Annotated in this window: 10 protein-coding genes; all 10 read left to right on the top strand. The window is 36.5% G+C overall.

The window, feature by feature from the left end; translation table 11 throughout:
* Positions 1–23 precede the first annotated feature (23 nt).
* The 10 genes from P20429_RS03645 (at position 24) to P20429_RS03685 (ending at position 18,578) form a co-directional block, all read left to right on the top strand.
* The gene (locus P20429_RS03645) at positions 24–1,040 is read left to right on the top strand and encodes a hypothetical protein (RefSeq protein ID WP_007585904.1); all 1,017 of its coding nucleotides are present in this window, start codon (positions 24–26) and stop codon (positions 1,038–1,040) included.
* A 176-nt stretch (positions 1,041–1,216) separates the two neighbouring features.
* Positions 1,217–2,479, top strand: a complete 1,263-nt coding sequence (locus P20429_RS03650; RefSeq protein ID WP_007585903.1) for a DUF2130 domain-containing protein — start codon at positions 1,217–1,219, stop codon at positions 2,477–2,479.
* A 295-nt stretch (positions 2,480–2,774) separates the two neighbouring features.
* Complete coding sequence (locus P20429_RS03655) at positions 2,775–6,023, top strand: STY4851/ECs_5259 family protein (protein ID WP_007585901.1); 3,249 nt, start codon at positions 2,775–2,777, stop codon at positions 6,021–6,023.
* 2 nt (positions 6,024–6,025) lie between these two features.
* Positions 6,026–8,134 carry a DEAD/DEAH box helicase gene (locus P20429_RS20775; protein ID WP_007585900.1) on the top strand — a complete coding sequence of 703 codons (2,109 nt, stop codon included), beginning with the start codon at positions 6,026–6,028 and terminating at the stop codon, positions 8,132–8,134.
* 10 nt (positions 8,135–8,144) lie between these two features.
* Complete coding sequence (locus P20429_RS20165; RefSeq protein ID WP_202799307.1) at positions 8,145–12,296, top strand: helicase-related protein; 4,152 nt, start codon at positions 8,145–8,147, stop codon at positions 12,294–12,296.
* A 67-nt stretch (positions 12,297–12,363) separates the two neighbouring features.
* Positions 12,364–12,702 (top strand): hypothetical protein, encoded by a 339-nt coding sequence (locus P20429_RS03670; protein WP_007585896.1) that lies wholly within the window; start codon positions 12,364–12,366, stop codon positions 12,700–12,702.
* A gap of 3 nt (positions 12,703–12,705) precedes the next feature.
* On the top strand, positions 12,706–14,982 hold the full coding sequence (locus P20429_RS19850; RefSeq protein ID WP_033027075.1) for a hypothetical protein: 2,277 nt from the start codon (positions 12,706–12,708) through the stop codon (positions 14,980–14,982).
* Between the two features lies 1 nt (position 14,983).
* Positions 14,984–15,646, top strand: a complete 663-nt coding sequence (locus P20429_RS03675; RefSeq protein WP_007585891.1) for an OmpA family protein — start codon at positions 14,984–14,986, stop codon at positions 15,644–15,646.
* Positions 15,636–17,450 (top strand): EH signature domain-containing protein, encoded by a 1,815-nt coding sequence (locus P20429_RS03680; RefSeq protein WP_007585890.1) that lies wholly within the window; start codon positions 15,636–15,638, stop codon positions 17,448–17,450. The genes P20429_RS03675 and P20429_RS03680 overlap by 11 nt, the downstream gene beginning before the upstream one ends.
* Before the next feature lie 216 nt (positions 17,451–17,666).
* Positions 17,667–18,578 carry a WYL domain-containing protein gene (locus tag P20429_RS03685; protein ID WP_237715163.1) on the top strand — a complete coding sequence of 304 codons (912 nt, stop codon included), beginning with the start codon at positions 17,667–17,669 and terminating at the stop codon, positions 18,576–18,578.
* Positions 18,579–18,643 lie beyond the last annotated feature (65 nt).

The raw sequence follows: 18,643 nt of genomic DNA, 5'->3' as shown, positions 1-18,643 counted from the left end.
TAACGTTGCGAGTGGAGCAATCGATGCAACCAATAGAAGAAATGATCAAAGAGTTGAGAGTACATGACTTAGATAACGTTGGTTGCAGCAATGTGGGAACTGTATATTGGAATTACAAAAATAACCCAACAGTCAGAAACCTAAGCATATTAAATAAATTTGGTAACGTTGCTAACAATACATTACTTCAAAGCAATGAGCCTTGGTTAATAGATTTACTTGATAATAAAGATAAAGTTTATGCTAAAACATTAATTAATGAGCTAAGTTTAAAAGATGTTATCAGTCAACTAACAGTTAGATTTGAAGATCAACAAAGCAAAATACATCAATTAGAAAGTAAACTTATAGACGTTAAATCTGAAGCTGATTTTTTTAAGAGCTTAGATATAGCGTCAATTATTAGTAATGATAAAAAGTTTATAGAAATAGACATTACAGAGGAGTTTATTGAACTTAATTTTACTTTTGTTAGGCCTTACGTCAGAGCAGTTAAAGTTAGACAGCAAAATGCTAAGCATGAATTAGTATTAGAGCTAAATTCAGGCGTTGAGTTAACAGAAGAAATAAACATTCAAGCAATGTTTAAGCGACCTTTTCAAAGTCAGGTGAAAATGTCGGCTTATGTTTACCAGCATTTGCTCTGTCTCCGTGATGTATTTTTTAGCTTGGTTAAAAATCATCATCATGCACTTGAACCACACAATAAGTTAGCTCCAGACTTTATAGATGCAGTATTAAATAACGATATAGTTATTGAAGGCAGGCACACATTTGAACTATGTAGGTATTTAGGTGTGCTATTTGAGGTGGATTCTAGTGAGTTTCTTAGTTGTGTAAACGAAGTGAATAAAAGCCAATATATTCAGGTTGTAGTTGATAATAAGATTGAAGTGAATTTAATTGATTTTAGAAATTCACTCTCAATTTATAGTGCAGATATCGGTCCTAGGGTAATTGGCGAGTTAAGTGTGTTTAATATGGCTCTTTATCAAGCCGTTCAAACTTTAAGCAGAACACAAATTTACGAAAGGACATAACGAATAAATAAATTTATATCTATAGCTCATTTGATGGTAATTTTATTCACATAAAAGTAATTTAATTACCATTTCACAATGTAGTTATTTAATTAAATCTTTATAAAACAGTGTTTTATATTTTGGCATTAAGCTTGTAATAGTTTATTTGTATTTAACTATTATAAGGCTTAGCCATGACTTCTAAAATTATCCTTAATGCAAACGATTCAATAACCTGTCCTCATTGTGATACTGATTTTCATGTAAAAGATGCGATAGCAAAGCATTTAATTGAGCAACATGAAAACGAGTATGAGCAACTACTCAACCAGCAATTAACTTCCCTTAAAGCCCAAGCCACAAAAGAGGCAGAAAAATCAGCGTCAAAAATATTTCAGCAGCAATTAACCCAATTAAAAGAGCAGTTAGAAGATAGTAAGCAAAGTGCAGAAATACTAAATGCTAAGATTGAATCTGAAAAAGCAAAAGTAGAGCAGCGCGTGAGAGAGGCTGTCAGTTTAGAACAACAAAGCCTAGAAGAGTCAATTAAATCTAAAAATGAGCAATTAGATCAATTTAGAAACGAAGAGCTTAAACTCAGAAAAGCTAAAACAGAGCTTGAAGATAAACAAAAAAACTTTGAGCTTGAATTAGCACGTAAAGTTGAAGAGCAAAAGCAGTTACTTCGTGATGATGCTGCAAATGAGTTCAAATTGATAGAAGCTGAGTACCGTAAAAAAATTGATGATGCTTCCAAAGCTAATAACGACCTTAAGCGCAAGCTAGAGCAAGGGTCACAACAGTTACAAGGTGAAGTTTTAGAGCTTGAGCTAGAGACTACATTGGCTCAGTTATACCCAGTAGATTTTATTGAACCTGTAAAAAAAGGAGCTAAAGGCGCAGATGTTATACAAACGGTTTGCATGCGCTCGGGTACTGTATGCGGAAAAATAGTTTGGGAAACAAAGCGAGCTGAAAATTGGTCAAACGCCTGGGTCAGCAAACTTAAAACAGATGTACAAAATGCTGCTGGTGATATTGGAGTGCTAGTAACAACCGTATTTCCTGCAAATACAAATGCACCTATGTTAATGGTTGATGGAGTTTGGTTAGTTAAACCTGCTTTAGCAAAAGGGCTTAGTGAGGCGCTTAGAATCGTACTTTTAGAGTCACAGCGCCAAAAAACGGTTAGTGCGGGTAAAAATGAACAAATGGAAGCTATTTATGATTACATATGCAGTCCTCAATTTGTTCATCGTTTAAAAGCTGTTGTAGATCATCAAGAACAAATGAAAGTTGAACTTGATAAAGAAAGAAACGCAATGCAAAGGATTTGGAAAAAGCGTGAAGGGCAAATTACAGGTATCACAGCGCAAATGATGTCAATTTGTGGTGAGCTGCAAGGCCTCTCGCATGGTGGTATGCCTATGTTGGATGAGATAGCTGCTCTAGAGTAATAAACAAAAACCAGTTAAGAGCAAATTTTTCTCTCAACTGGTCGCTAATATAAGTGATTTATCCAAATAATCACTTAACCACTTGATTTGAGTAAAATGAATGGTAGATTAACGCTAGTAGTATATAACTATCCCAAGGTCGGGAAGCAGTAAAAAGGAATTGCAGTGATAATACCCCAGCGTTACCCCTCTATTTGTAGCTCTGCTCGGATAATAAAAATATCAAACGAGCCAATCATCCTTCTACCCGTAGCTTTATATAAAGCTAATGCATCAATTGATGAGGGAATCCCCTGTGCAAAATAATTTTTTAACTCCATCTCAATGGCTTTCTCAGTTTCTTTCTTCTCGTAATTTAGACTCAGTAACTGGCGGACCTTTGTTTACGCTCCACGTATCTGAAAATGAATATTTTAATTTAAAGTCATTTTTAAAATACCGAAAACCATCAACAGTAACCTTTAAAGATAGAGACTGGTGTGCTTGTTTTTGTTTGTTTAGTGCAGAATGGTATCGCAGGGAGTATAAATCTGGTTGGGCTTGGTTGGGTATTTTTGAGCAACTTGGTTATGAACTAGATGCTAATCATAGATCAACTGTCGTTATAAAAGGGCTAACTTTTTGGAAGCGCCCAATAAATAAACATAGCAGCGATAGAAATGATTATTTAGGCTCAGTATATTCTGAAGGAGGGTTACCTTTTGGGTTGCTAGCTGAGCAGGGAAGTCGCTTCCAAAGTTTATTTAAACGTTTGCTTAGTGACTACGACAAGGCTAAAACCTTTGGACAATCTCCTATTCCATTAATTGAACAACAATTAATGAGAATGCCAGATGCTTTTAAAGAGCTCAGTACCATAGAACTCTTGCATGACATGGTAAGTAATTTATACGGGTTAATAGATACTTACGAGCTTGATAAACAGTCAAACCCAACTCAATTTTTAGACTCAACTATACCTCAATGGCGGGTAAGTTTTCCTATACCATTTGACAATAAAACGGGGGATGACTTTCTATCTGGTTTACTTAAATCAGCGGCAGAGCAACGAAAAGAGTATAGAAAACAAATTGAACGCTTAAAATTGACACAGTGGTTAGTGCCTGATGACGAATTAACGTTTGCGGCTTCTGTCACTGTAAGCAACAAATTTACGGTTGCCCTTAACAAGCAAGATTTAGCTGCACCGATGGTTGAAGTTTTAATTTATGAAGGGCATAACCAAATAGCTGATTTAGGTATGGCTCGCGCCGAGCCTGTTAATGACCATGTTGTTTTACGTATGCGTAAACTGTCCGCTCAATTTAGGCGTAGCGTAAATGAAGCAGAGTTAAAGTTAGTCATTATGCAAGCGGGGAGTGTTCGTTATACTGAGGAAATTCCATCGTCTGCAATTCAACACGAAGAAATGCCCATTATATTAACTACGGATGGCGATAAACAACTTGTTTATAGCATGGGTAGTAAAAGTAAAAAGGCTAATGCACTTACTACAGTAACTTCAAAAAAGGCACAAATAGACCTTGAACATGCCACATTGCATGAGGATTTTGAAAAATCAGATTATCGGTTATTGACATTTAGTGGTGAGCTAACAGTAAAGTATGCTTTTGATGAACATAGTGATATTTATGAAATATCAACAAAAGAAGACAGCTTCCATAAAGAGTTATTAAATATTGCTGGTGAAGAGATTCAATTTACAACAGAAAAAGGTTATCCAGTATATAAAGGCTTACCAAAAATAAGCTGTGACTTACCACAATCGCAAATATACCTGGGTGAACACGAGTTAGGAAAAGTTAGTTATAGCGCTGGTTTCTATGGTCGCCAAATTTTAAGGGTAAAGCATGGTAACAAAACACTTTATAGGCGCAAACTAGCTATTTTGCCCACAGACTTTGATTTGAATTTACAAGCTGGTAAGAATTCGAATGAAGGAAGTGTTTTTATCACTAGTGAACACAAGTTTATTTATAAAGTAACCGGTGAGTTAAGTGCTAAGTCAGTAGAGATTAATGATGGTAAGCGTGTCAACTTATTGGCCAATAAAACCCCACCACCATATTTTAATATTGCTGTACAAGCAAATTTACTAGCCGAACCTATAGATTTAAAAATACCATTCCCAAGTAGAGGGGCATTATTATTTGATGGCAATGGTAAAGAGTTATCTCTCCATTTTTCGGTTGATAATTTGTTAGGTGCGAGAATCAACTTATATAAAGAGCCGCACAACGTAAGCACAACATTTGAAATTGAGTTAAAAGCACCAACAAGTGCACATGGTAAGGCAAGCTATGTATTTAATTATCAGGTTGATAAGTTTGTTGAAGAAGTAAACCTTTTTGAATTGCGAGAGAAAATCAAAGAGTTACTAGCTACGGCTCAATCTTCAGAGCTTGATGAAGTGGTAAGAATGTTAATTAGCGCGCCTGGGATGAAGACTAAACAATATACTATCGGTTGGTTTGCATTAACAGGAAGGCGAGAACAAAACATACTAACGTTCGATGCAAATTCTGATATTGCTTTTTCAAGCTTAAAAGTTGAATTAATTAATTTAGCCAATCCAGAAGAAAAACCACTTCCTTTAGTACAAAGAGCATCTGGTGGTGCCCATATTGGCTCCTTTGAGTTACCTATTTTAATCGATACTCCAAAACTTGCGGTACCTGCACAAAAATCAAGCCTGCAATTTAGGCCTGTATTTATTCCACCAACTAAACAAGCAAGTGCACCTGATAAGATCAGATCTTTAGGTAAAGCAGCTGAAATGTTTCACCCAGTGTTTAATAAGTTTGCGTTTGACGAGGTTTTAAGCTTAATGATAATGGACATTGAGCACTCAGGGTGGCGTTATTTTGATAGTTTGCTTGAAAATAACACACACTTACCAATGCTTACATTTGAGGCATTTAAAGCCCTAGCGAGAAATCCTAAGTGTCTTGCTATATTACCTTTTGCAACAAAATTAAATGTTGCTCATGTTTTACAAGTTTTACAGACAGAATTTAACGTAGTGTGGGAGTTACTTCCTTTAAGCATGTGGCAAGCAGGTAAAAAATTATACAAATTAAACTTGGAAAAACTGGGATTACCAAAACTCCTAGTTACTAAATATATCGAAGAAAAATTAGAAGCTATCTGCAATTATGTGTCATTACCTGACTTATTCACATTAAGTGCTCACAATAAATTGATGTACCCAGCACTGGTTGGTATCTGGCGTGATGAGCTGTTGAGAGACAATTCAGGCGAAACAGTGCGCTGGCCACAACACTTTAATAATCAGTTAAGTGACTGGGTTAACGGTAATTATTCAGAGATTGCTCTCTTTGATGTACCTAATGATTTTCAACATTCAGTAATGTATTTTCCTATTGCAGCTGCCGCAGTTGCTTCGACGAATACAGAGTGGGAGGAAGTACTTAGATGCAACGAAGTTAATTATTTTTTACTACGCCAATTAATAGAGTTTGACAGAAATTGGTTTGATGCCGTTTATCAATGTGCATTGTGCTTTTTTATTTCGGAGCAATAAATATGAATGATTTTTTCTCAACACTAAAAAAACAAGCAAATGCTAAAGCTAAAGAAGCTACGTTGAGTGTATTAGGCATTAATAACCCAAGTTTAAGGAATCACTTAAATAATAAAATGCAAACGGATGAGCCTTTTGTTCACGGCCCTGTTTTCGAGCAAATGTTCAGTTGGGAGCGAAATACTAAATTTCAGATGCAGGATTTAGTAAATGAAGATTTGTTATCTCAGCTTGTTGTTGACGCATTGGACTCTGACATAAACAAACGGTACGCATTCAAGAAGACCTGGAACCCATTTGCTCATCAATATAAAGCTTGGAATGACCTGTTAGCTAAAAACGTACAGTCGCGAATTATTACCAGCGGTACGGGCTCCGGTAAAACTGAGTGTTTTATGGTGCCGGTGCTAGAGGACTTATATCGTGAATTGGCACACACTAAACAGCAATTAGAGGGCGTTAGAGCGATTTTTTTGTATCCGTTAAATGCATTGATCAACTCACAACAAGAGCGCTTAAATGCATGGACTCAGCATTTTAACGGAGATATACGCTTTTGTTTGTTTAATGGCAAAACACCTGAACATTTGAATAGCAAACAAAAACAAAGGCAAAAAGAAACGCCGCAAGAGATAATGTGTCGAAACGGTTTACGAGAGAGCCCAGCTCCCATTCTAGTAACAAATGGCACGATGCTTGAGTATATGCTGGTTAGGCAAACAGATGCTCCTATTATTAATAAATCTAAGGGCAAACTTCGCTGGATAGTGCTTGACGAAGCACACACCTATGTTGGTTCACAAGCCGCCGAGTTAGCTTTGCAACTACGACGTGTAATGCAAGCTTTTGAGGTAAAACCAGAAAACATTCGATTTGTAGCTACATCTGCAACCATAGCTGGTGCTGAAGCTGAAGAAAAGTTAAAAACGTATCTCGCCAGTTTAGCTAATATTTCGGTTGATCAAGTTGATGTTATTGGTGGGCAGCGTGTTGTACCGCCATTAGAAAAAAGAGCCAAGCGGGTATTAACCTTAGAGCAAATAATGCAAATAGAGCCTGACGGGCAACCGCCAGAGAAGAAAAAGGGTAAACAGAACCCTGATGTATCAAAGCTACGCTATGAGGCACTCGAGGGTAGCGAAATTGCTGTAGCTTTGCGTTCAATGTTAACTGAGCCTAAATCTCCACCAAAAACAATTAAAGAAATTCAACAAAGATTAAGTCATTTTAAATTAAACGAAGACGAAATTTATCATTGGATTGATGTTTGCACTGCAACCAAACCTAATGAAAATGATGAAGCCTTTTTAAAACTAAGAGCTCATTATTTTCAGAGAACTTTAAATGGTTTATGGGCGTGCATAGATAAGAATTGTAGCTGCAAACAAAATTCTGAGCTTAAAGAAAATTGGCCGTTTGGCAATGTATACTCTAATCATAGAATGCGTTGTGAATGCACAGCGCCCGTGCTTGAGTTGTCGTTTTGTGAAGACTGTAATGAGCCGCATTTACTCGGAGCTTATGATAGCCTTTCTCATATTCAACAGTGGATAAATAGCCATAATGATGAATTTTCATTAGCTGAAGGTGATAGGGAAGACGAATCGCTAGAGGGTGAAAACGAGGCTAAGAGTTCAATTTATAAAACGTCACCTGCAGTTGTATTTAGCGCTAAAGAAAATGAAGAGCATGGTTATTATAAAGTAGATTTAAACAAAATTGGCCAAATGGTTTTTGATGATGGCGAAATTACTTTATTTGAAAGAAACCAAGATACCCAAGAGTGTGCAAGTTGTGGTTATACTGGTAGAGGTAAAAGTGCAAAAGCCTTTAGGCGTGCATTGCTTGGGTCACCATTTTATACAACAAATGTTGTGCCTACAATTTTAGAGTATTGCCCAGATTTTGAACCAGATAAAGATAACGACACTAAACAACTTGGTCCAAATGAACTACCTGCTCGTGGCCGCAGATTGATTACCTTTACAGATAGCCGCCAAGGTACAGCTAAAATTTCAGTGAGTATGCAACAGGAGGCTGAGCGTTCGTATTTTAGAGGTGCGTTAGTAAGAGAGCTTAAAAAAGCACATAGAGCAGAAAGTATCAGTTGAACCAGAAATTTTGAAAAGATATGGTTCTTGGGATAGAGCTGAGCTTGTTGAAGAAATCGAGTTTATAGAGGATCGAAAACCAGAGTTAGCTACAAAACTAAAGAATTATTTGTCGGATCTAGATAGCGGGAATAATACTTTTATTGTACCTAAGTCATTTTCTTGGAAGGAAATGATTGAGGTTTTAAAAGGGGATGCAAATATTGCGCATTCCATGACCTACGAAAATCATTATCTTGCACGTGAAATTTTTGCTTTAAATGATGCAACTAAGCTTTCAGAGATGATTTTAACTCGTGAAGTTGCTCGCCGCCCTAAAAATAGAAATAACGTCGAGACTCAAGGCTTAGTCAAGTTAGTTTATCCTGGTATTGAAACTATCAAGCAAGTTCCTGAACATTGGGTTGACAATAATTTTAACCTACAAGATTGGAAAAACTACTTAAAGGTTTGTATGGACTTTTATGTACGGGAAAACACATTTGTGGGCATTCCAGACGAAATATCACGCTGGGTAGGCATGCACTTTTACCCCAAGTTTTTAATTAGCCCAGATTCAAAAGATGATAATGAAGCCAGGGTTAAGTCTTGGCCGTTATTTAATGCAAAGAGTTCTCGGCAGCAGCGTATAGTGAACTTGCTTATAAAAGCCGCTAAGTTCAAAAGCGTTGGTAAAAGAGAAGAAGACCAACTAAATATCTGGTTAAAGTCGGCCTGGCATGACTTAGTCAAAACTCGCACCCTTAATGAATATGCAGGTAAACAATATCAATTAAACTTAAACACGGTTGAATTTAGTTTATTGAAAGATGCATATATTTGCCCTGTTACGAATAAAATTATCGATACTGTGTTTGCTGATTTATCGCCCTACATGCCGGCCAATAAAAGTTCTGACGAATATATTTGTAAACCCGTGGCATTGCCTTCAATTTGGGAGTTTGATACTAGCTCAGATAACTCTAGATATATTGCTGAAATCCGTAAAAACGTTGCCAACGATGAAAAAGTTAACTTTTTACGAGAGCAGAACCTTTGGACAGATATTAACGATAGTGCGGTAGAAGGAGGCTTTTACTATACAACGGCAGAGCACTCTGCGCAGCAATCATCTGACAATCTAGAGCGTTACGAAGAACGTTTTAAAAACGGGCAGAAAAATGTTTTAAACTGTTCCACCACAATGGAGATGGGGGTTGATATTGGCGGCATTAGTGCGGTTGTTATGAATAACGTGCCACCGCACCCAGCAAATTATTTGCAAAGAGCAGGTCGTGCTGGACGATCAAGTGAATCACGGGCAATTGGTTTTACTATATGTAAAAGCAATCCTCATGACCAATCTGTATTTAATAATCCTAAGTGGCCGTTTACAACAGAGATAGCCGCTCCCACAGTGACATTTAGTTCTAAAAAAATTGTACAGCGTCATGTAAATTCATTTTTATTAGGTACTTTCTTGCGAGAAGAAATTGGCACAACTAATAAAGAAAAATTATTTTTAAATCTGCAATGGTTTTATTTCAAAGGTGAGTCAGAAAAGCCAGTATTTAAACAGTTTGTAGATTGGATTAATGGGTTGAGGATTACGTTACTGGATGAAATTAAATTACTGGTTCAAGGGACTGTACTTACGAGTGCTTCGGTGAAATCGTTATGTAACGATACTATTACCAAAATAGAAGATTTAGCCGCTCGCTGGGTTGGTGAGTATACCTATATTGAAAATGAATTAACTAACACTGATCCTGAAGGGCCTTATGGATACAGATTAAACAATGATAAAAACAGATTGATAAAGGAATACTTATTAAGGGATTTAGCAACTCGTGGCTTTTTACCTGGTTATGGGTTCCCGACTGATGTTGTAAATATCAAAGTTGACTCATGGATAGATTGGAAGCGAAAAGAAGAAGATAAACCCAACAATCGTCAAGAAAAAGGTATGGAACGAGAAGATAATGTTTCGGTTAGTCGTGGCATGCCCAGCCGCAACTTAGCGGTTGCTATTCGTGAGTTTGCGCCTGGAACTGAATTAGTCTTGGATGGCCGAGTTCATAGGTCAGCAGGTATTTCACTTAATTGGCAAAATATTCATGTGGAAGGCGGAACAGACTCTCAAAAGTTTGATGTGGCGTGGCGCTGCGATAGTTGCGGGCAAACAGGTTACGAAGCAGATTTAAGTAAACAGAATGACATTTTGTGCTCTAACGTCAAATGTGGTCAACCTATAAAATTAAAAAATCAGCGAAAAGTCATTCAGCCCTCAGGGTTTGTGGTGGACTTTTATCGAGAGCCCACAAATAACATTGCGAATACACATTATGTTCCAGTTGAAGCCCCCTGGGTAATGGGTAAGGGAACACACATTCCACTACCTAATCCCGAAATAGGCTTTATGGTAAGTGATTCATCAGGGAATGTATTTCACCATAGCTCAGGCTTACATGGAAAAGGGTATGGTGTGTGTTTAAGCTGTGGTAAAGCCGAATCGATGACGTCAACGTCTGAATTACCTAAAACCCTTTCACTTGAAAAAGAACATAGGCCACCAATGCCAACTAAATTTCAGCGTGATGAAAAAGGGAAGCCAGAGTGTACCGCAACAGGAAAAATTTTACAGGAAATTCATCTGGGTTATAACACCACGACAGATGTGTTTGAGTTAGTTTTGCGTAATCCCATAACGAATGAATATCTCGATAATACGTCTATTGCAACCACGCTTGCAGTCGCGTTACGTAAAGCGCTCGTTAATGAGCTAGGTATTGCAGTTAATGAGGTCGGATATGGTAGCCGACCTACCCTAATTGATAAAAGTGCTAAAGGCTATGCAATTCAATTATTTGATATGGTAAGTGGTGGCGCAGGCTTTTCAATATCTGCAAAAGATAGCATTGAAATTCTACTTCAAAAAACTAGAAATATTTTAGATTGTGATGAAGGTTGTGAGCGTTTTTGCCATAAGTGCCTTTTAGAATCAGATTCTCGACATGACATAGACTTACTAAACCGCAAAGCTGCATTAGAGTGGTTAGACAATATTCAAAAATACATTGCCTTACCTGATGAGTACCAACAAATGTTAGGTCATGGTGTTCCAGTTAAATATGTTGCCGGTACATTAAAAGAAAAACTTAGTGAATTAGTTAGGGGCAAACCTAGCGTTATTAAATTTATTTTCGAAGATAATGTAGATGAATGGGATACCTCTGTAGGTCAATATAAGTCTCTATTTCATAGTTATTTAGCTGATCATATTAAAGTTCAAGTTATGGTACCTGATGCACATTTCAACAAAGAGGTTGCAGCTTTTTTATCTGAATTAGAAGGTATTGGTGTTGAAATCTTTTCGACAAAAAATAATTACCCTGTAGCATTTCAGGCTATCAGTGACCAGCAATGTATTACGATTGCTAACTTAGATAAATTAGTTCAATTACCTGGAGACAGTTGGTTAGTTAGTGATGACATAACAATACAAACAGAAAAGTATCCAGAGGTTACCGGTCAGCAAGTTTCATTTAATGTTGAAAAAGTAGCTGGTGTTGCGGAGATTTCAGCGCTTGCTGAATTAAACGGTCCACTCATTGGGTTTGGTAAAAGATTATTAACTCATTTAATGGCTGCCAATTCAGACTTGGAAAAGCTATTAACAACAAAGACTTTACAGTCAATGACCTATACTGATCGCTATATTCAAAGTCCAACAAGTATGATGATGTTGTCAGAATTATTGTCTGCAATACCAGGTAGTAATCATGTTGATATCGATATTATTACTTGTTTCACGGATAAAAAAGCACCTCCTGGTTATGCTATTCAACATGATTGGATTTGTGAAGATGACTATAAAGGTATTTTCACCGCGTGGTTACAATACAATTGCTCTGAAAAAGCGAAGCTGAACCTTGTAAACAAGCATGAAGTTCCTCATCGAAGAAGCTTAACATTACAGTTTGATGGGGGGCATAAATCAACTATCACTTTTGATCAAGGCGTTGGTTATTGGCGAGTAGTGGCTGAACGAGGCTTACATAAGTTAGATTTTAACCTAGACCCTAAACAACAATTAGTCAAGCTAGCCCAGGTTTTAGGGAAAGCTCGTATCGTGAACAGCGCTAATTGGGAAACCTGGTTTACAGTTAGTTCAGTAAAATAAATACCGAATTACTTTGACAGTTATTTTGGTTTAAGAAGGAGCCCTCTTTTAAAAAGGGGGTTGATCTATGAAGTTCGAACAAATTATTGAGCGTATTATTGCTATTAACCATGCATGGAAACTGGCTCGGGATGATTTTGGTAAAGGTAGCCCAATCACTATATCGCTAAGAGAGCAAAAATCTTCTTGGCAAGCTAATTTACTCAGGCTTTATCCTGAGGCTAGCTTTTTGGCTTTAGCAACAGATTCTAATATGCACGATGAAGCTCTCTACAGTGTTAGGCTGATTAAGCCAGTTCAAACAAGTATCGGCCTTAAAAGTGATGCAGAGCATATTCCTAAAAGGTTGGCTGAATCATTATTTACAAACCAAGAGTTAAACAAATATTTTAATAAGGAAGTATAAAATATGAGCTTTTTTTCGCTCTTTATTCAAGACCCACTAACGGCAATTTTTAGCGCCTGCATAATTTTTCTTTTTCTTTATGTAGCCGTATCCGAAGTGATTAAAAGTAATAATTACATTAAGAACCAAAATAGTAAGCTTGAAGAGTTGAGAAGGTTAGTAAACTCAAAAGGCTTTGATAATGAATCATGGTTGAAAAACTGCTTTGTAAGTGAGAAAGGCAGATTATTAGAACGTAATAATTTATTGATTACGAATGTACCACTAAACCATATTGCAGGTGATTACTATGACTCGTCTAATAAAACAATACCAGCACTCCTTACAAGCATAGGTGTTGCAGGTACTTTTTTAGGCATTACCATAGGTCTCTCAGATTTTGATTTAGGGAATGTAGGTAACGACTCTACAGCCTTACTCCATTCTGCTGCTGTTTTACTTACAGGTATGAAAACTGCTTTTGCGACTTCGTTAGCTGGTCTTGTTACATCAGCTTTCATGATCGTAATACTTAAATGGTGCATATCAAGTACAAATAAAGCTCGTAAAAATGTAGCTCATTTCCTTTCGAAAAATTGCTTGGAAGCCACTCCTTTAGATGTTTTACATGAGATCGCAAGCAATACTAATACTGGCGGACAAGTTGATTTAAGTAGCGCTTTTAATAAGTTAAATGAAAATATGTCCATGCAATTAACGCAGTTTAACCAATTAGCTGAGTCGTTTAATGGAAATGTCATTTCTGAAAAAATATCTTCTGCAGTTAATAACTCATTGGTAGAGAATATAGCGCCGGTGTTTAACGATTTAACTAAAGAATTGAAAACTTTGAAAACTGACAATGAATTAAATCATAAGCAGTTGGTTGAATCCCTGATAAATGAAATGGAATCGAAGCTTATTAGGCCAGTTACAGAGCAGCTTCGCGATACAGCAAATACCGTTAAACAAAGTAATGAAATTAATCAGCAACTAAATACAAATGTTGAAAAAACCTTGGCAGAAGTAGCTAATACTGTTTCCACAATTGATACTTTTAATCAAAATACAATGGAAAAACTTCAAGAATTTGCACTGTCTCTAAAAGATGTTTTGTCATCATTTAAATCTGAAACTCAGGTTGCCATGACAGAAATAACGACCCAAGTTGATTCAATATTATCTGTTGCGGTTAAAGGTATGGAGGAACAAAGAGCTGCTTTCAACAGTAGCAGTGAGAAAGCAGCAGGGGCTTTTGAGAAGATGAGCATTGATTTAGAAAGCGCACTGGATACAAGGGCTGAGAAAGAAAGTAGCCTATACCAAAATTTTGAACTTAGATTAGAAAGTTTATTAGATAAAACAAGTGATTCGTTTGCAGCACAGTCAAAAGCAGTGTCTGAAGTTACCCATCAAATAGATTCAGTACTTCAAATTGCGGTTACTGGTATGCAAGAGCAAAGGGCTGCATTTGATAGTAGTACTGAAAAAGCGGCAGATGCATTTGAAAAAATGGGTGAAAATTTAGAAGCAACGTTAGACTCTAGGACAGAACAGGAAGCTAAACTATATCTAGAAATTGAAAATAGATTAGGGGCATTATTAGATAAAACAAATGCTTCGTTTGAAGAACAAACAAAGGTTATTAGTCAAACAGGTGAAAGTGCTAGCCTACTAATGAATAACGCTCGAGAGCAATTACAAATAGGTTTGGGTGATATAGATACAAAAGTTCTCAATATGTCTAGGACAGTTCAAAGTGAACTTGAGTCATTTAGATCTCAGTATCAAGAAAATTTAAATGATTTCTTTAATCAACAAAATAACCTGCTAGAGGATACACTCGGTAAGCAACGTAACAACTTAATAGAAGTGGTAGATAGGTTTAAAGGTGTGTTTGAGCAAGAGTATCAAACCCGTCACAATTTACTACAAGAGCTTACTGCACAATATCAACATTTACAGAGCAGTGTTGTTACGATTGAAAGACTGGTAAAAGCTATTGGACTCACTGAGTCATCTACATTCTCTCAGCTTGAAGATATAGCAAGAAACACGGGTATTCAAGTAGGAGATCTTAAAAAGCAATACACAGAAGCAAGTGCTGTATTTAAAGAAATAACTGAAGGTTTACCAAAAGCTATGCATAAGTATTATGAGCAAGCAAACCAAAGTACAGAGCTTTATTTTAAAGGGTTTGATGAGGCTGCTAGTAAAATACATAATCGATTAGCTCAAGCCGCAGATTTTTTAATTGAAGCTAAAGTTCTAGAGAAATCAGTTTCAGAGAGTGAGGCTTAATATGCTTTCTTCTGTACGTACTCAACATATTGATGAAATAGATGACAGTGGTGCATGGTTATCCATAGGTGATTTAATGTCTGCTTTGTTGATGATATTTGCATTATTATTAATAAGCGCACTTGTGCAAATATCAGAGTCTCAAGAGAGCAGTAAGAATAAGCGCATCCTAATTATTCAAGGAATTAATAAGGCACTGAATGAAGCAAATATTGAGGTGGAGGCAGATCCTGTAACTGGTGATATTTCAATATTAGACTCCGTCCTTTTTGAGCAAGGTGACTATACGTTAAAAGATAGCGGCAAAACATTTTTAGATAAGTTTATTCCTATATACAGTAATGTAGTTTTTCAAAGTGAAGATATAGCTGAGGAAGTTTCTCGAATTATTGTAGAGGGGCATTCAAGCCGCGAAGGTGGATTTAGCTACAATATGGAGTTGAGTGTAAAGAGAGCTAATAGTGTTTCATATTATATTTATAATATGGATTTTGATAAGAAGCAGGAGTTTTTTGACAAAACATTACTAGCTGGTAGAGGGCCGCTTGATGCAGATAAAAACTCTGATAATGCTGCTGATAGAAAAGTAATGTTTAGGTTCCAGTTTAAAGGTCAGGAGTTATTAGGGTCATTTGAGCAGAGTGGTCTAAAAAATGTTGAGTAGCGGTATTAAATTTAGGGCACCTACCATACCTAATGAAAATAGCTTGAAAAATATACCCGCTAGTTCAAGTCTTGAAAAGAGCAACGTATCAAATATAGAGCCTAACTTTCCCCCTCTAACATATACTCAAATAATAAACGTTATCAAAAACGATATGGCAGATGCTATTACATTAAGTGAATGGTTAATGCTTTTTTGTAATGATATTTATATTGATGATGAACTGGAAAAGCAAGAAATAAGCATATTACTTTGGAAGTGTATAAATAATTATGATGTAGTAGCAAATATGGCTTTCTTTTTAGCCAGTCAGTTCATTGAAAAAGAACGTAAATCTTACCCTGTGTTATTACTTGATACTTTATCGATCGTGAAGCCATTTCTACATGAAAGACATCATCGAAGAGTTGAGTGGCTTACAAATATTTATAAAGCAGACTATATTTCGTGCAATAAGCTTGCGTTGGCTAATAATAGTCAAACGTTATGTTTTATTAACAAACTTAAACTTGCGAAACCTAACGCAACAAGAAAAGGTTTAATTAATAATCTTATTAATAGTTTACCTAAAGCACTCGATACTATTAGTTCTGAATGGTTAATTTCTTCATTTTCGCCATTAACTCGATTTGAACTGTTATCTGTAATCAATGAACTGGTCCAAAGCCACATTCAGTTTTCTAATATATTAGATACATGGATAAAAGAGAATTGCTTACCAAGTGAAGATCAAAGCCTCTGGTATGAATTAGAACCTGCCTCGCGAAAGGTGTTAGAGGAAAAATATGAAATAAGTAATTATTTCTTGTTTGAATTACTGGTTAAGTTACTTAGCAAGGATATCAATAGCTCAGCCCTTAATATTGATGATACCCAAAGTAATCAATTAAGAGCTCGTTCTGTATTTTGGAAAAACTATAGTCAAAAATTTAATCAAATCAAAATACTTTTGCCTAAGCATACATATCAAGTAATTAGTGAAGGGCTAGTTGTTAATTCTCGAAATTTAATAATACTACCTGATGAGCCGAATGAAAATTCGGAAGCATGCATTTTTGAAATTGGTGAGCACATCATTGTAGAAATTTTACGAGGACAAGCTAGTGAAATTAGAGTTTTTGAGCGTTCTCAGCGAAATATTGCAAGGCTATTAGAAAATAAGAACTTATCTTTAAAAGATATTCGTAACATGACTTATGGGTATGTACATGATCACGAGTACTTATGGCAGTTCGCATTTGAAAAGTTACTCAGGACCAAATTAAACATTACTCCTAATTCAAACATTACTCACTTCTTAGGGTTACCAAAGAGTATTGGTAAATACGATCATCAATACGGTATGGCAAAACCATCTGAAGAAAGCTTGATGAAGCGACAAAGTCGTTTAATTGAGTGGAATGAAAGGTTCTGGAATGAAGAGGAGAAAACTGAAAAGTACTCAGGGGTATCACCTTTAGTTAAAAAGAGCTATCGTGATTTAGCTATAGCTAAAAATGCTTTATTGGACGGAAATAAGCACGTATATGAAACTTATTTACATAAATCCGCTAATAAAGGAAATCCAGAAGCAATGTACCTCTTAGGAATGAATATTATTAATAACCCTAAAAACCCCCCTGCTTTAAAGCGTGATGGAGAAGGCTGGGTTATTAAGTCTGCTGATTGTGGTTATGAGTTAGCTATTAATTTAGCAACTAAATATGGTCTAGCATTGCCTAAGGAAAAGGAATATAAAGCGCGCGTGGTACCAGGTAAAAACTTGGTTAAAGCTATAAACTCGAGTCGAAAAAGGAAACTGTGACAAATATACTTCAACAGCCTTAGCTTTCAACTATGGAGCTTGTAATTGTTCTTAGTTGGTTTCATATTGCTGCAAACAGTCTTGTTATTACTAAATAATCAAAGTTAATCCAAGGCTTTATACTTTTAATCAAAGCTGCATGAAATGTAAACTATGAAGACTGCCCGACATAATTCAATTTTAGATTATATCCCTTCTAGTCCTAAAAGTACTTCAGTGAGTGAACTACAAATTGCTTTGTCGAAAAGTGGGTTGGATCTCTCCAGCCGTATGCTCCAGCGAGACCTACAATCACTTTACGACCAAGGTTGCTTTGGTCTTGAAAAAGATACGCGCAGTAAACCATATGGTTGGTCTATTAATTCACAGTGGCGAGGTGGTAACGCAAAAGTAATGAGCAGTGAAATGGCTGAACACTATTTGTTGCTGGAGCAGTTACTGCCGCAATCAGTCCCCAGTGATGTTAAATGCTCAGTGCATATTAAAGCAGAGCAGGCATTTAAACGCTTTAATGGTCATGTGCCTGAGTGGTTTTCAACCCTTCCAAAGTCGTCGTTAAAAGTGAATATTGATACTCAGTTAGTTGAGAAAATTGAGCATGCAATTAAGCATAAGCGTGCAGTGAGCGCTGAGCTTTATAGAGTACTTTACGATGAGGCACATTGGTTAAAGTTTGCTGAATTGAGTTTTTATAACTTAGTTGAGCAAGGCGGAGTGTTGATGGCGCAGTTTATGGTGGGGGAGTTTCACGATAAATGCTACCAGATGCCGGTTTACCGCATTCGTAATGTACACATTTTGCAAAAAACACGACGTGAGCCAAGCAATGAGCAGTTAAAGTCGCTGCGCAGTGCGATTAATAAAGACATGAAGCAAGAAGCGATCGAGTTAATTGTAAAAGTGCCTAGCCACTCTGCAGTTAATCAAGGGTTTATTGAGCTTGGCGAGCTGATTGACAAGCAACAGATTGACGATAAAAACGTATTATTTACCTACCAAACTATTGATAGCGAGCAATTGACCGATGAGCTATTTAAATGTGCCCATTGGCTCGAGGTTGTTAAACCTGAAAAGCTGCGCCAAAGAATCACTACAAAGCTTAAACTGGCCGCAAATATTTATAAATAACTCTAACTAGTTTGGGTGCGTCAAAAATTGACGCACCTATTTGTTATGCTCCTTTAAAAGTTAAG

This window comes from Pseudoalteromonas sp. BSi20429 (assembly GCF_000238895.1).
Lineage (GTDB): Bacteria > Pseudomonadota > Gammaproteobacteria > Enterobacterales > Alteromonadaceae > Pseudoalteromonas > Pseudoalteromonas arctica.
This window is presented reverse-complemented; position numbering and strand designations above follow the sequence as displayed.

Excerpts from the sequence above, each read along its gene's own strand:
- P20429_RS20775 (WP_007585900.1), top strand. The coding sequence starts at position 6,026 with ATGAATGATTTTTTCTCAACACTAAAAAAACAAGCAAATGCTAAAGCT.
- P20429_RS19850 (WP_033027075.1), top strand. The coding sequence starts at position 12,706 with ATGAGCTTTTTTTCGCTCTTTATTCAAGACCCACTAACGGCAATTTTT.
- P20429_RS03670 (WP_007585896.1), top strand. The coding sequence starts at position 12,364 with ATGAAGTTCGAACAAATTATTGAGCGTATTATTGCTATTAACCATGCA.
- P20429_RS03680 (WP_007585890.1), top strand. The coding sequence starts at position 15,636 with ATGTTGAGTAGCGGTATTAAATTTAGGGCACCTACCATACCTAATGAA.
- P20429_RS03650 (WP_007585903.1), top strand. The coding sequence starts at position 1,217 with ATGACTTCTAAAATTATCCTTAATGCAAACGATTCAATAACCTGTCCT.
- P20429_RS03645 (WP_007585904.1), top strand. The coding sequence starts at position 24 with ATGCAACCAATAGAAGAAATGATCAAAGAGTTGAGAGTACATGACTTA.
- P20429_RS03675 (WP_007585891.1), top strand. The coding sequence starts at position 14,984 with ATGCTTTCTTCTGTACGTACTCAACATATTGATGAAATAGATGACAGT.